The 13,385-nt window shown below is 39.5% G+C and carries 13 protein-coding genes and 1 pseudogene; 5 read left to right on the forward strand and 9 right to left on the reverse strand.

Features of this window, described 5'->3' with window-relative positions; genetic code table 11:
• Positions 1-29: 29 nt before the first annotated feature.
• Positions 30-656, forward strand: a complete 627-nt coding sequence (locus CDG79_RS04470) for a DUF4340 domain-containing protein (protein ID WP_094341056.1) — start codon at positions 30-32, stop codon at positions 654-656.
• A gap of 33 nt (positions 657-689) precedes the next feature.
• Complete coding sequence (purU, locus tag CDG79_RS04475; RefSeq protein ID WP_094341057.1) at positions 690-1,544, forward strand: formyltetrahydrofolate deformylase; 855 nt, start codon at positions 690-692, stop codon at positions 1,542-1,544.
• A 153-nt stretch (positions 1,545-1,697) separates the two neighbouring features.
• On the opposite strand, the gene CDG79_RS43390 is transcribed toward purU, so the two are convergent.
• Positions 1,698-1,934: a PEP-CTERM sorting domain-containing protein gene (locus tag CDG79_RS43390; protein ID WP_223278005.1), complete on the reverse strand. Its 237-nt coding sequence runs from the start codon at positions 1,932-1,934 to the stop codon at positions 1,698-1,700.
• 90 nt (positions 1,935-2,024) lie between these two features.
• Entirely contained in the window at positions 2,025-2,303 is a 279-nt protein-coding gene (locus CDG79_RS43395) for a hypothetical protein (protein WP_223278006.1), read from the reverse strand.
• A 513-nt stretch (positions 2,304-2,816) separates the two neighbouring features.
• Here CDG79_RS43395 and CDG79_RS04485 point away from each other — a divergent pair.
• Positions 2,817-3,500, forward strand: a complete 684-nt coding sequence (locus CDG79_RS04485) for an ATP-dependent Zn protease (protein WP_094341058.1) — start codon at positions 2,817-2,819, stop codon at positions 3,498-3,500.
• Positions 3,501-3,518: 18 nt separating this feature from the next.
• Here the strand turns inward: CDG79_RS04485 and CDG79_RS04490 are convergent, their stop codons facing one another.
• Both CDG79_RS04490 and CDG79_RS04495 read right to left on the reverse strand, forming a co-directional pair.
• Complete coding sequence (locus CDG79_RS04490) at positions 3,519-4,541, reverse strand: GGDEF domain-containing protein (protein ID WP_094341059.1); 1,023 nt, start codon at positions 4,539-4,541, stop codon at positions 3,519-3,521.
• Positions 4,542-5,472: 931 nt separating this feature from the next.
• Positions 5,473-5,673 carry a heavy-metal-associated domain-containing protein gene (locus CDG79_RS04495; RefSeq protein ID WP_094341060.1) on the reverse strand — a complete coding sequence of 67 codons (201 nt, stop codon included), beginning with the start codon at positions 5,671-5,673 and terminating at the stop codon, positions 5,473-5,475.
• Between the two features lie 246 nt (positions 5,674-5,919).
• Here CDG79_RS04495 and alaS point away from each other — a divergent pair, with 246 nt between their 5' ends.
• Positions 5,920-8,562, forward strand: coding sequence for an alanine--tRNA ligase (gene alaS / locus CDG79_RS04500; RefSeq protein WP_094341061.1), 2,643 nt, complete (start codon positions 5,920-5,922; stop codon positions 8,560-8,562).
• Between the two features lie 132 nt (positions 8,563-8,694).
• Positions 8,695-9,012, forward strand: coding sequence for a hypothetical protein (locus CDG79_RS40725; protein WP_143855416.1), 318 nt, complete (start codon positions 8,695-8,697; stop codon positions 9,010-9,012).
• A gap of 5 nt (positions 9,013-9,017) precedes the next feature.
• Here the strand turns inward: CDG79_RS40725 and CDG79_RS04505 are convergent, their stop codons facing one another.
• From CDG79_RS04505 to CDG79_RS04520, 5 genes and pseudogenes are all read right to left on the reverse strand, one after another.
• Positions 9,018-9,512: an ureidoglycolate lyase gene (locus tag CDG79_RS04505; protein WP_094341062.1), complete on the reverse strand. Its 495-nt coding sequence runs from the start codon at positions 9,510-9,512 to the stop codon at positions 9,018-9,020.
• 123 nt (positions 9,513-9,635) lie between these two features.
• Positions 9,636-10,655, reverse strand: a complete 1,020-nt coding sequence (locus CDG79_RS04510) for an RNA polymerase sigma factor, RpoD/SigA family (RefSeq protein WP_223278007.1) — start codon at positions 10,653-10,655, stop codon at positions 9,636-9,638.
• A gap of 628 nt (positions 10,656-11,283) precedes the next feature.
• Positions 11,284-11,397, reverse strand: a pseudogene (locus tag CDG79_RS40730) (DUF3172 domain-containing protein); the annotation flags it as partial.
• Positions 11,398-11,658: 261 nt separating this feature from the next.
• Positions 11,659-12,006 carry a deaminase gene (locus CDG79_RS04515; protein ID WP_094341063.1) on the reverse strand — a complete coding sequence of 116 codons (348 nt, stop codon included), beginning with the start codon at positions 12,004-12,006 and terminating at the stop codon, positions 11,659-11,661.
• A gap of 71 nt (positions 12,007-12,077) precedes the next feature.
• Positions 12,078-12,494 carry a hypothetical protein gene (locus CDG79_RS04520; protein ID WP_094341064.1) on the reverse strand — a complete coding sequence of 139 codons (417 nt, stop codon included), beginning with the start codon at positions 12,492-12,494 and terminating at the stop codon, positions 12,078-12,080.
• Between the last annotated feature and the right edge of the window lie 891 nt (positions 12,495-13,385).

The raw sequence follows: 13,385 nt of genomic DNA on the forward strand, positions 1-13,385 counted from the left end.
ACAAATGACAAATGACAAATCACTAAAAAATGAAATTGCCGAGAACGACTTTAATTTTGATACTGCTAATGCTGGGTTTAGGTGCTTTTGTTTACTTCCATGAAATTCGGGGTGCAACTCTGCGAGAAGAAGTCAAGGAACAAAAGCAGAAAATTTTCTCTTTTGCAGCAGATGATGTGCAATCTTTAACAGTCAAGACAAAAAAACTAACTCTGAATCTAGAACGTAACCCTGAACCTAGTAACCCCAAGTGGGTAATCAAATCTCCCATATCAGGCCCAGCCAATGATGCTATTGTTTCTTATTTAATGGATTTATTGGTCAAAGGTAATAGCGATCGCACCTTATCAACTCTAGCAAAAGACCTTGGACAATTTGCCCTAGATCAACCTCCAGCCACTATTAATATTACCCTAAAAAACCGACAAAGCCATCAGTTAATTTTAGGTAAATCTAACTTTAACGGACGTTTCTTATATGCTCAAACTGACCCTGCTACAAAACCCGATGGGAATATAAATGTGCTGTTGGTATCTACAGATTTTGCAAATGCCGTGAATCGGGATCTATCAGAGTGGCAGCAACCTGTAGATAAGAGTCAGAAACTGCCTTCTTCGCTCACCATTCCGAAACCGAGTCCGACAAACAGCAAATAATTAATTAAAAACAATTAAAAATTTGGCGATATTATGACAAATCCGACAGCAACATTGCTGATTTCCTGCCCAGATCAACGGGGACTGGTGGCGAAATTTGCCAATTTCATCTATTCTAACGGTGGTAATATTATTCATGCAGATCAGCATACAGATTTTGCTGCGGGGTTATTTCTCACCCGCATTGAATGGCAGCTAGAGGGGTTTAATTTACCGCGTGAGTTTATTGCCCCTGCTTTTAATGCCATCGCACAACCTTTAGGTGCTAAGTGGGAAATACGTTTTTCTGATGCAGTACCACGCATTGCTATTTGGGTAAGTCGGCAAGACCATTGTCTATTTGATTTAATTTGGCGACAACGTGCTAAAGAATTTATTGCTGAAATTCCTTTAATTATTAGTAATCATTCTAATTTAAAGGTAGTTGCAGAACAATTTAATATCGACTTTCAGCACGTTACTATTACTAAAGATAATAAATCAGAACAAGAAGTCCAACAACTAGAATTACTCCGCCAGTACAAAATAGATTTAGTTGTATTGGCGAAATATATGCAGATTGTTAGTGCAGATTTTATTAGTCAATTTCCGCAAATTATTAATATACATCATTCATTTTTACCAGCTTTTATCGGTGCAAATCCTTATCACCGAGCTTTTGAACGTGGGGTAAAAATTATTGGGGCGACGGCGCATTATGCCACTGCTGATTTAGATGCAGGCCCAATTATTGAACAAGATGTAGTGCGAGTTACCCACCGTGATGAAGTTGATGATTTGGTGAGAAAAGGCAAAGATTTGGAGAGAGTTGTATTAGCAAGAGCGGTGCGATCGCACTTACAAAATCGTGTATTAGTCTATGGTAATAGGACAGTGGTATTTGAGTGATTTTGAAAATTTAATTTTGTGTTATTCCGCATACGCAGATTTTGTTTGTGTAGCCGCGAATTCCATTTGATAGAACTTAAGCTGACACTAACATCAATGACATCTGTGTTAACCCACGCTAAGGTTTAATTAGCTGAAGATTTCTGTATGTTTTTAGGAAACTTTTTTGAGCTTCTTCTCAGTGAATTTGGATCGCTTATTCCGTTTGAGTGCTGAACCAGCGCAGAGAGTACCGAGGGCGACTAAGCTAAGAATTGAGGTGGGTTCAGGAACAGTGATTATGGTTGCAGAAAAACTAATGGGTAACTCACTATCTTCCGTCCCAAAATTTTCCGACCCTAGTGTAATTGGCGGTGCAGAAAAAACCTCTAAATAACCCGGTGTTGGCAAAAAATTAGCGAAAAACGGACTAGAATAGTTTCCCCCCGATGTAGAATACCCAAAACCATCAATTGTTAACTGCTGAGTATTAAGACTAATTCAATTGTCAACATTAAAAGGTTCGTTCCCTGGTATTGGAGTTCCGGCAGGTTGTAGACCAGTAATTGTTTCACCATTTCGTGTACCAGTAATTCCAGAAATCAGGTAAAAACCTAAATCGTTAGGGGTATTATTGGTTGTGAAAGTACCGTTTGCTGCTATGCCAGTACCAGAATAATTCCAGTTCCAATTTAAAGCAGAGGCAGCTTGCATTGTGCCGAAAACTAATCCAGATGTTGCGGCGAAGGCTGTGACAGATAGTAGAGCTAGAGTTTTCATGGAATTTTTCAGTGCAATTGTTTTCAGCATAGTCAGGAAGAATCGGCTCCTGTCGGTTGAGTTAAGCTACAGTGCAATCCAAAACCAATGGTAGTTTAACATCAAAGATACCTATTTATATAGATAAATAAATTAAGTTTTTGTTACTTAATGATAAAATTTATCCATTTGTATTGTTTGCTAAAAAGAAACAAAAACATATCCAAAATCCAAAAACATATCCAAAATCTATGATTTTTTTGGAGATATTTAATCAAGTCAAACGGAATTAACTTATACGCTAATACTATTGGTAATAAGCCTTGGTTTCAGATAATTGTAATTTATTAAATGACTCTTATTGTTTAACTCAATTTACCGATCTACATTAATTTGATGGGATGCTTATCGGCTAGTTAACAGGCTGTTTCAAGAGATTGATAAAGGTAGTTGATACAGAAGTTGTGCTGTATCTCCGCCTGTCGTAGACATCGCTTTATAATGAAATATTAAGCTGCACTCAAAAAACTCTCAATGAGCCAGACTACTTTAAATTTAGTTGCAATATCTATCTTTCTCATGACCCTATCGGTACTGCTGGGGCCATTTTTGAATTTATCGCCAGCAGTGCCGGCACTTGCAACCTTCACCATATTAGGCATAGCTACGTTGGATAGTTTTAGCTTGCAAGGCAAGGGTGGTACTATCTTTTTAGATTGGATTGCTGGTTTTTCAAGCGAACACCGCGATCGCATCGTCCACCACGAAGCAGGGCATTTTTTAGTTGCTTACCTGCTGGGGATTCCCGTTACCGGCTACACACTCAGCGCTTGGGAAGCCTGGAAACAGGGGCAACCTGGGCAAGGTGGCGTTAGCTTTGACGATCGCGAATTAGCATCTCAATTAGAAGTGGGTAAAATCAGTGCCCAAATGCTAGACCGCTACTGCACTGTTTGGATGGCGGGTATTGCTGCTGAAACCCTAGTTTTTAATGATGCTGAGGGTGGCGCTGATGATAAAAGCAAGCTGATAGGAGTCTTGACAATTTTGGGCTTTTCTGAATCAGTTTATCAACAGAAACTGCGGTTTCATGCCCTCCAAGCAAAAACCCTACTGCAAGAAAATTGGTCTAGTTATGAAGCTTTAGTTAATGCCATGCGACAACGCGCTTCGGTAGAAGATTGTCATACTGAGCTAGAAATGACAAATGACAAATGACAAATGACAAATGACAAATTATGAAGAAACAGCTTTTAAATGTGAGACATGAGATAAGTACTTCGAGTGAATAACTCGATTCCGCCCAGCATTTTTAGCTTGTAACAAATACTGATCGGCGCGATTCAGCAGACTCTCTCCTTGTTCATCATCATCAGCTTGCAGACTGGCTGTGCCCAGACTAATAGTGATATTAATTGTCAGTTTATTACTGAATGCAAATGGTTCGTCGCTGACTACGCGATTAAGACGACGGGCTACCAATACTGCTTCTTCATCAGTAGTGTTAGCCAGAAGAATCACAAATTCTTCGCCACCATAGCGGAATGCTGTGTCTTGACAGCGCAGGTTGTGTCGCAGACGCTGACATAATACTTGCAAAATGCGATCGCCTACTAAATGTCCGTGAGTATCATTAACTTTCTTGAAATAATCTACATCTAGAATAATCAAACTCAGAGAAGTTTTTTGACTTCTAGCTCTTTCAATTTGCCTCGGTAAGTCCCATTCTAAAGCACGACGATTATTTAATTCTGTCAACGAATCAGCTAAGGCGATCGCTGATAACATATCATTTGTCCGAATCAAATCTCGATATTTTTGTGCTTTTCGCAAGCCAACAGTCAATTGAGCAAGTATTAATCCATGATTAGCAGTCAATTCTGCCAAATTATGGTCTGTTTTTTGATCGATAAGATGCCAAATATAAGCATCGGCTCCTTGCTTTAGGGCCGCAGCGCTCATCTCTAATTCTCTGTGCCAACCCTTATTTCTATCAGTAAGTTGTTGGGAACGATCCTCGAAAAGAATGCAGTATATCCAAGATAGTTTTGTCTGGTCTTTCAACCAACTGCACAGTTCCATACTGCCATCAAGACTAGCCTGCACAAGTATTATATCGGGGGGCGTTGTTTTAATCCACGACACTGCTTGATTCAGATTGTCCATATCTTCTACATTAAAAGCAGTCGCATAACGGATCTGATCTGGAAGTGTGGCGATAAAATTATTTTTTCCAAAGACCAGAATAGAAATATTCATTGCTTTATTTTTTATCCTATTTAAATTTTAAAGAAATTAATTTGAGTAACATGCTGCTATTGTTGCCTAATGCTAAATATGATTTTTTAGGCTGAGTTATATTTCTTGATATATTATTTTTTGAACACTGAACTACATTATTTTTCCAAATTTAATCTCCTTTTAAGGTCTTATCTTTACTCCTACAGTTTCTGAAATATCTACTTCTGACAACTAATGTCTTCCTTACAGAATATTTTTCAAACAGTAAAAATACTGAACATTCTTTAGATGTATAAAAACTATTGCTGTAGTTTCTTAAGTGTTATTTACCTGATAAAATTACCAAAATAAATAGTTTGTAATAACTGTCACATTAGGTAACTAATTTCTTTTTAGGTAGAAAAATTAAGAAAATATAAAGTTTTTTAATTTAACGCTCAAAACCAAAATTTTATCATTGAATTAAAAATGTTATTTCCCATAGGATACTTCCGCTTTTTTATTAATAAACTAGGCTTTCATTAGGTATTAAAGTAAGAGTGGATGGCAAAAACAATGCAGAACTAAATAGACAGCAAAACTCCCTGCTGATATGGACATGGAGCTTTCTGGCACTAATAAACTCTACAATTGCAGAGGGAATTTATAGGGTAAAAATCCCCAATTGGAAGTGGGGTGTAAAGCTTGATTTAACAATGTATTGGCAGGAGAAATAAAAGGTCTCTGCCTACTCGCTTTATCTGGGTTTGTTTACTTAACTCGCATTTTTTGTTTAATTGGTTGCAACATCATAAATCTAGAAAAAAAAGCTTGATGTCAAAACCTGCCCCTAATGTGGGTAAATTAGTTTGATTCCACCTATAGAAAGGGTGGAATCAATATATAAAAAATTTTGTTAGCCTAGCCTGAGATATTAAAATCTCAATTTCTGCGAAAAGCTAAAATCGCCTCAATAACCTTCAACTGTGTAACCAGCAGCAACAATTACCTGTTTGATTGACTCGTCAGAAGCTGCGGATTCCACCGTGACAGTTTTAGCTTTAACATCGACATGCACCTTGGACTCAGGTTCCATAACGTGGATGGATTCAGTAATTGTTTCTGCACATCCCTCACAAGCAATATTTGATACTTTAAGTTTTAGTGCCATTTGTTACTTTGGTACGGGGTTTTTAAAGTATTCCTTAATAATTAATCCTAACTATCGAAAGGCGGTTACACATCCTGCCAGAGGCAGATAATGGCCTAAAAGCATCCTCATCACTGCATATAGCTCACAGACTTGCACAATTTACTGGCGGTAATATGAAACAAAATGCAAGAATATATAAAGGATGAAAATACACCTACTTAGTGCCGCTACGCCCAAGTCTAAAGTCTAAAGTTAAAAATACCTATGTCTTCAAATCCCCAGTACCTAAGCGGTAACGAAATTCGCAACACATTCCTCAACTTCTTTGCCCAACGGAGTCACCAAATCCTCCCAAGTGCCTCTCTCGTGCCAGAAGATCCAACCGTACTGCTGACGATCGCGGGGATGCTACCATTTAAGCCGATATTCTTGGGGCAGCGCACACCAGAATTTAAGCGGGCTACGACTTCGCAAAAGTGTATCCGTACCAACGACATCGAAAATGTCGGACGCACCAAACGGCATCAGACGTTTTTTGAGATGCTGGGTAATTTCAGCTTTGGTGATTATTTTAAAGAACAAGCGATCGCTTGGGGTTGGGAAATCTCTACACAAGTCTTTGGCATTTCCCCGCAAAATCTCGTTGTCAGCGTTTTTAAAGATGATGATGAAGCCTTTGGAATTTGGCGCGATCAAATCGGTGTGCCGGTAGCGAGAATTAAACGCTTGGGCGAAGATGATAACTTTTGGGTATCTGGCCCGACTGGCCCTTGTGGCCCTTGTTCAGAAATTTATTACGACTTCCACCCAGAACGCGGTGACGAAAATATAGATTTAGAAGACGATACTCGGTTCATTGAGTTTTACAACCTCGTGTTCATGCAATATAACCGGGATGCGTCAGGCAATTTAACGCCACTGCAAAACAAGAACATTGACACCGGCATGGGTTTGGAGAGAATAGCGCAAATCCTCCAAAAAGTGCCCAATAACTACGAAACTGACCTGATTTTCCCAATTATTCAAACAGCCGCTCAAATTGCTGGCATTGACTATCACAGCAGCGATGAGAAAACCAAAGTTTCTCTAAAAGTTATTGGCGATCACGTTCGTTCTGTCGTCCACATGATCGCTGATGAAATTCGCGCTTCCAACGTCGGAAGGGGTTATGTGCTGCGGCGGTTAATTCGGCGGGTGGTGCGTCATGGGCGATTAATTGGGATTTCTGGCGAATTTACTACCCAAGTTGCCGAAACTGCGATCGCTCTTTCGGAATCAGCTTACCCCAATGTGCGCCAACGGGAAGCAGCAATTAAAGCTGAGTTGCAACGAGAAGAATCCAATTTCCTCAGAACTCTGGATAGAGGCGAAAAACTCCTAGAAGAAATCATCCAAGAGGTGAAACAGCAAGGAAATACTCAAATTAGTGGTGAAAGCGCATTTACCCTCTATGACACCTACGGATTTCCCCTTGAACTTACTCAAGAAGTTGCCGAGGAAAATAATCTCACAGTTGATGTTGAGGGATTTGAGGCACAAATGGAAATCCAAAAAGGACGTGGTAGAGATGCACATGAAACTATCGATTTAACTGTGCAAGGTTCCCTCGACAAGCTAGCAGAACACATCCAAGTCACCGAGTTTTTAGGCTATACCCAACCAGCAGCGACGGCGAAAGTCGAAGCGATCTTAGTAGAAGGTGTTTCCCAAGAGGAAGCAGAAGCGGGAACACAGGTACAAATTATTCTTGACAAAACGCCATTTTATGCTGAATCTGGAGGACAAATCGGCGATCGCGGTTATATCTCTGGTGATGGGATTGTTGTTCGCGTTGAAGACGTTAAAAAAGAATCTGATTTCTTTGTTCACTTTGGACGCATCGAACGCGGTACACTGCGCGTAGGCGATCGCGTCAACGCCCAAATCGATCCGGCTTGTCGCCGTCGCGCCCAAGCAAACCATACCGCAACGCATCTGTTACAAGCGGCGTTGAAAAAAATTGTTGATGATGGCATATCTCAAGCAGGTTCCCTGGTTTCCTTTGACAGGTTGCGCTTTGACTTCAACTGTCCCCGCGCGTTGACAGCAGAGGAAGTGCAACAAATAGAAGAACAAGTGAACACTTGGATTGCCCAAGCACATGCTGCAAATATAGAAGTATTACCTTTAGCAGAGGCGAAAGCTAGGGGTGCTGTTGCCATGTTCGGTGAAAAATACGGAGATGAAGTCCGCGTGATTGACTTCCCTAACGTATCAATGGAACTATGCGGTGGAACTCATGTGAGTAATACTGCTGAAATTGGCGTATTCAAGATTATCTCAGAAGCTGGCGTAGCTTCTGGGGTGCGGCGCATTGAAGCTGTTTCAGGGCCGGCAATCCTAGATTATCTCAACCTGCGGGATAAAGTAGTTAAAGATTTGAGCGATCGCTTTAAAGTTAAACCCGAAGAATTACCAGACAGAATCACAAGTCTGCAAAGCGAACTCAGAACTAGCCAAAAGGAATTGGAAACCTTGAAGGTACAATTAGCGATCGCTAAATCTGACAGCTTACTACAAACAGCCGAAATTGTAGGCGATCATAAAATTATCGTCGCCCAATTAGAAGATGTCGATCCAGAATCATTGAAAACCGCAGCCGAACGCTTATTGCAAAAAATCGGTAACGGTGCAGTGGTACTGGGTTCTGTTCCCGAAGCCGATAAGGTAAGCATAGTCGCAGCTTTTAGTCAAGAAGTCAACAAAAAAGGTTTGCAAGCTGGTAAATTTGTCGGTGCGATCGCTAAAATCTGCGGTGGTGGCGGCGGTGGAAGGCCGAACTTAGCCCAAGCTGGCGGACGCGATGCGAGTAAATTACCAGATGCGTTGGCACAAGCCGAAAGTGAGTTAAAATCTGCCTTGGGTTAAAACTCTTTGTTACAACATCTGTCGTAGTAGTCTGTCAATAAATAATTGATGGATAAATTCCCTGTAGAGACGGCGATTTATCGCGTCTCTCTAACCGTCAAAATCAATTTGACAGACTATTAGGGGCAATTCATGAATTGCCCCTACGAAAAATCAAGGCTTTCACTGCCTTTCTGCGTAATATCAAGTCCGCTTAATCACTTACGATATGTCATTGCGAGTGAAACGGAGTGGAACGAAGCAATCGCTGCGGACTCTGCGATTACTTCACTTCGCTATCGCTGCGTTCGTAATGACAAGTATTTATCCAGACATGATATAAGTCCTGAACATTCCCAAACAGACGCAAAAATCCTCTCTATTTCTCTTCTCTCTGTGTTGCGCCAGGTGCTACAAACTCCTCCACCCCCACAACGCACTGGCAACTCTATTGCCTCTGTGGTTCGTTGATTTCCTTAAACCATCTCAAACTCTAATTGATGACTCTTAAAAAAATCATGAGTAAAATGATCCACCACATTCGTATCAGCTAATTCTAAATTATAAAAATCCACAACTTCATGGTCAAAATGGGGGCCAGCGTGCCAAGTTCCCTCATGTAGCTTAATAAAACAATTCCCCGGAATCCGAAAAGCAGCAATCTCTTCTAATGCTGGCTCACTCACATCATTATGAGGAGGACAAACAGCAATGAACCAATCCTTCCCATCCAAAGAACCTAAACATTGAGTGCATTGCTGATGGCGAGTAATTTTGTGAAACTTTCGCCCTCTCTTCTCCAACCGCATAATATAAAATCGTGGAATTCCATTTTGCAGGTTTAGCTGGGCATCTTCCACATCGTAACCTTTGCCATCAACACTCGCAAAAATTACCTGTCCATAACGCCGAAATTTTTCAGAACTCACCCATTGCGCTTGCAATTGTTGCACTGTCTTTGATGTGCCCATATCAAATCTTTGATAGAGATTACTTAGGTTTATTTTCCCCCAAAATGACTGAATTTTATACATACAGCCATTATGGTGACTTTCTAAGTTTAAATGCTCTAAGTTTTGGAAAAATAACCTCAGCTAGCTAGCTAGATAACTCCGTACTTGTTCCTTTTGTCGTCGCAGCAGACTGAGAGCTTTTTGCTCAATCTGACGTACCCGTTCTCGACTAATGCCCATGCGATCGCCAATCTGTGCTAAAGAAAGTTCATAGCCATCAGTCAAACCAAAGCGCAGGGTTAATATTTCTCGCTGTTGGGGAGACAACTTTGCCAACAAGTCGTGTAAATCTTGGTGGAGAGATTCTTCAACAGCATAGTCTTCAGGAGAAGGGCCGTCATCTTCCAGGATGTCCTGCAATTCTGTATCTTGTTGTTCGCCAACTCGCGCCTCTAGCGAAAAAGGTTGACGCGCCAAATACAAACATTCTCTAACTTGGCTAGGTGTCAAAGATAACGCATTCGCAATTTCAGCAGTAGTGGGAACGCGACCCAGTTGTTGAGATAATTCTCGCTGTACCCGTTTAATTTTATTCAGTTTCTCAAAGACGTGGATCGGTAAACGAATAGTTCGTCCTTGTTGAGCGATCGCTCGCGTGATTCCTTGACGAATCCACCAGTAAGCGTAGGTAGAAAACTTATAACCAAGAGCAGGATCAAATTTATCCACTCCTCGCTCTAAACCCAAAGTCCCTTCTTGAATTAGATCCATAAATTCCAGATTGCGGTGCTGGTATTTTTTTGCCACAGCCACCACCAACCGGAGATTAGCCTGAATCATTTTTTTCTTGGCTTGGTGTCCTTGACTTAACTGTTGCTCCAGTACCTCAACACCTAACTCCACCCGATCTGCCCATTCTTGTAGCGTGGGTTCGTGGTCTAATTTCACAGCCAATTCTTCTTTAGCAGCTAATAAATTCATCATCAGCTGCACTTGTTGGGCAAAAATAACCTCTTGTTCGCGAGTCAACAAATCTACACGCCCGATCTCTTGCAGATAACTACGCACAATATCATCTGTAGCTCGAGGTTTTTTATCTGCGGCTAAACTTTTTTTCTTCGTTTTTTGAACTTCGGTAGGTGGAGATGTTAAGTTGCTCATGGTTATTTGCTCCTCTGTAACCTCATCAATTTATTGGTATCAAGTCTATATATTCAGACCCATAGCCATTCCACACTGCTAATCATATTAATTGGCAATACTGATGAATTTTGGTCTATGATACATTACAAGTTAATTGTTGGAGATAATAAACCCAAAATCAACCCACCTCATAATACTAACATTATCACCAGTCACAAATCAATTACCCTAAAGTATTATCACTATATCTTTTGAAGTAATTACACTTGTTTCTCATAGAAAATTGCAGATTTTCAAAAACAATTATATGTAGTTCAATTCTTCAATGTAGTTAATGGGAAAAATGAAAACTTGATTGAGCAACAATTTAATTCCCAAAAGAGAACTTAATAACAGCAGATATCAACATAACTCCAAATTCTTAAACCACGGAGCTTTTAATTTTTTAACAAGCTGATTATACTTCTATGTAATTCTAATTAAGTGGAATTAATTACATATAAAATATTCATTTTTTACTTTTATTTGTTGCTAGATAATTAAATCATCTCAAGCTGGATACATAACAGGCGATCGCTAAATATTAACAAAAGAACTCTCCTGCTCAAGAACAGCTTTCTTTGGGAGTCCGGTTAAATACTTGTAATTAAGGATTTAGAATAACGAAGACGCAGGTATGTGTGACAATTGCACTTGTGTCATACTGCACGCAGACATCTGCATTGAATGCGATACTATCAATCTGATTGCTTTTGGAGACATTTTTAGAATAAAAGTAGTAACAGTGGTCACATTAGCACCAAGGATAGTTCTTGGCAAGACATGAATACCCGCGATCGCTACTAATATCTTATTGAAGCGAAAAGATTTACGTTTAAAGGTGGGTAGTTGATTCTTATGTAGCATACTTAAACAATAAAATTCCCCACTTCTGCAATCAGTCGGAAATCATCTGAGACTCTTAGCTAGAAAACATCTTGAAGCTTCCTCACTTCCTGATTTTCACCCTAAGTTGACATAATCACACAATTATGTAATGACCCTTATTGCGGGGATCTGGATCGACTAGAGATACATATATTTCATGTATACGACAATCCTCTGCGATCGCAAAAGCACATGCAGGTGTGCGTTCATGAAAAGAACAGGGTTCAAGAGTTACATACATTTTCAAAAAGTTGAAAGCTTTACCTTGAATCTGTTTAAGTGCGTTAGCCTCAGCATGATGTTTTCCTGGTACTTGCGTATATCCTTGAGCTACTATCTTTTGAGTATCTACGATTACACAGCCTACTGGTGGATTAGGCAAACATTCCGGCAAAGCTTTCCTGCTTTGAGCTAAAGCAGCCAGCATAAAGATTTCATCCATGTTTTAGCGTAAATTATCTAGATAAATTACACTACCAAAAATTAGCTATCTTTAGTAAAAAAATTCCTATATCAAAATTTAGTAACTGTTACACTAATACCAGAATCGAGCTTAGGAACCTTAAAATACTCAATTGGCTCAGTACTTTGAGAACTTTGGGTATTTGTTGGTTTTTGACATTCCTTAAAGAAAGCACCAGGGTTATTGATGAATTCAAGGGGGTTAATATTTTGGCATCCTCGTTCCTGCACTAGCGAAATTGATTCAGCAGTTTGTTTGGGATTATTAGTCTGTCCCGTAAAATTACTCCATTTAGTGGTAATTGTCGCTGGTTGTGTCAATAAAGCTCCAGCCTGATTGTGATCGTAAAATTGCTCCTTCAGAGCATCGCCTGTTGCGATCGGAACATTATCTTGGTTAGCATAGACACTCTGAGGTAGAACAAGTACACCAATCACAACCACTAAGGAGATAAAAGAGGATTTCATAATTCAATCTCTTAATGTCAGTTTAATAATTACAATTCGCTAGATACAGACAACAGACACCAAACAATAGCAGTCTAGTTTTAGTACTTCAGACTAACACAGGTAGTAAGAAGTATAGCTAAACTTCATTAAAAATCTAGTGAAATCTAATCAGAGGTAGATTTTTGTCTAGGAGGAGATCGTCGAGGAATCCACCCTCTAACACATCAAAATTTGACACTCCCCTGTTATCTGCCTCCCTTTGTAACTGTGCTAATTCATATTTTGTTACCCGTACTACTAGCCGTTTATCTTTTCTACGTGTTACCATACGGTTACACAGATAACACAACATCAATATTGTTTAGCTAAATCTTGTAAGATATATTTTGCGTCTATTGCAGAATACATCTTACAAGATGATTGCAAGTTTACAGTTGAACCTAAAATACTGGGATATAAACCCAAGGACGGGAACTGTGTTGTAATTTTCATATCTCAAGGCACATCAACAAACCTTTCACCAGTCTAGGCAAATTAAACTGAGTACGAGTTATTACAATTTAGATACTCGGATTATGTAATCTGAATATTGTCAGTTCCGTATAATTCCCCAAGTTTGGCATTATTCAGCATTATTTCAGAGTAAGAATTAGTTGTTGCTGAAAGCTTCTAATAAGCTTACGTAAATATCCATACAATCTTTCCAATTATCTCTTATCCCTACACAGAGTCTATCTCTGAAGTGCTTACATTACTTGTGGCTGGCAAAATTGCTATATCTCTTACCATTAAGGTATTAATTGCTCTTATCTTTTCAAAATTGGCGAATCGGCAGCTAATGTACTGGTATATTATATGAATTTTTTGTAAAGTTATCCAATTAAGTGTTTTTACATAATATGATATTGA

This window comes from Nostoc sp. 'Peltigera membranacea cyanobiont' 232, assembly GCF_002245985.1.
Lineage (GTDB): Bacteria > Cyanobacteriota > Cyanobacteriia > Cyanobacteriales > Nostocaceae > Nostoc.

What these genes read in the sequence shown, in the direction of transcription:
- CDG79_RS04470 (WP_094341056.1), top strand. Translation starts at nt 30, where the DNA reads ATGAAATTGCCGAGAACGACTTTAATTTTGATACTGCTAATGCTGGGT.
- CDG79_RS43395 (WP_223278006.1), bottom strand. Translation starts at nt 2,303, where the DNA reads ATGAAAACTCTAGCTCTACTATCTGTCACAGCCTTCGCCGCAACATCT.
- CDG79_RS40725 (WP_143855416.1), top strand. Translation starts at nt 8,695, where the DNA reads ATGAATTGCCCCTACGAAAAATCAAGGCTTTCACTGCCTTTCTGCGTA.
- alaS (WP_094341061.1), top strand. Translation starts at nt 5,920, where the DNA reads ATGTCTTCAAATCCCCAGTACCTAAGCGGTAACGAAATTCGCAACACA.
- CDG79_RS04515 (WP_094341063.1), bottom strand. Translation starts at nt 12,006, where the DNA reads ATGGATGAAATCTTTATGCTGGCTGCTTTAGCTCAAAGCAGGAAAGCT.
- purU (WP_094341057.1), top strand. Translation starts at nt 690, where the DNA reads ATGACAAATCCGACAGCAACATTGCTGATTTCCTGCCCAGATCAACGG.
- CDG79_RS04495 (WP_094341060.1), bottom strand. Translation starts at nt 5,673, where the DNA reads ATGGCACTAAAACTTAAAGTATCAAATATTGCTTGTGAGGGATGTGCA.
- CDG79_RS04520 (WP_094341064.1), bottom strand. Translation starts at nt 12,494, where the DNA reads ATGAAATCCTCTTTTATCTCCTTAGTGGTTGTGATTGGTGTACTTGTT.
- CDG79_RS04490 (WP_094341059.1), bottom strand. Translation starts at nt 4,541, where the DNA reads ATGAATATTTCTATTCTGGTCTTTGGAAAAAATAATTTTATCGCCACA.
- CDG79_RS04510 (WP_223278007.1), bottom strand. Translation starts at nt 10,655, where the DNA reads ATGAGCAACTTAACATCTCCACCTACCGAAGTTCAAAAAACGAAGAAA.
- CDG79_RS04505 (WP_094341062.1), bottom strand. Translation starts at nt 9,512, where the DNA reads ATGGGCACATCAAAGACAGTGCAACAATTGCAAGCGCAATGGGTGAGT.
- CDG79_RS04485 (WP_094341058.1), top strand. Translation starts at nt 2,817, where the DNA reads ATGAGCCAGACTACTTTAAATTTAGTTGCAATATCTATCTTTCTCATG.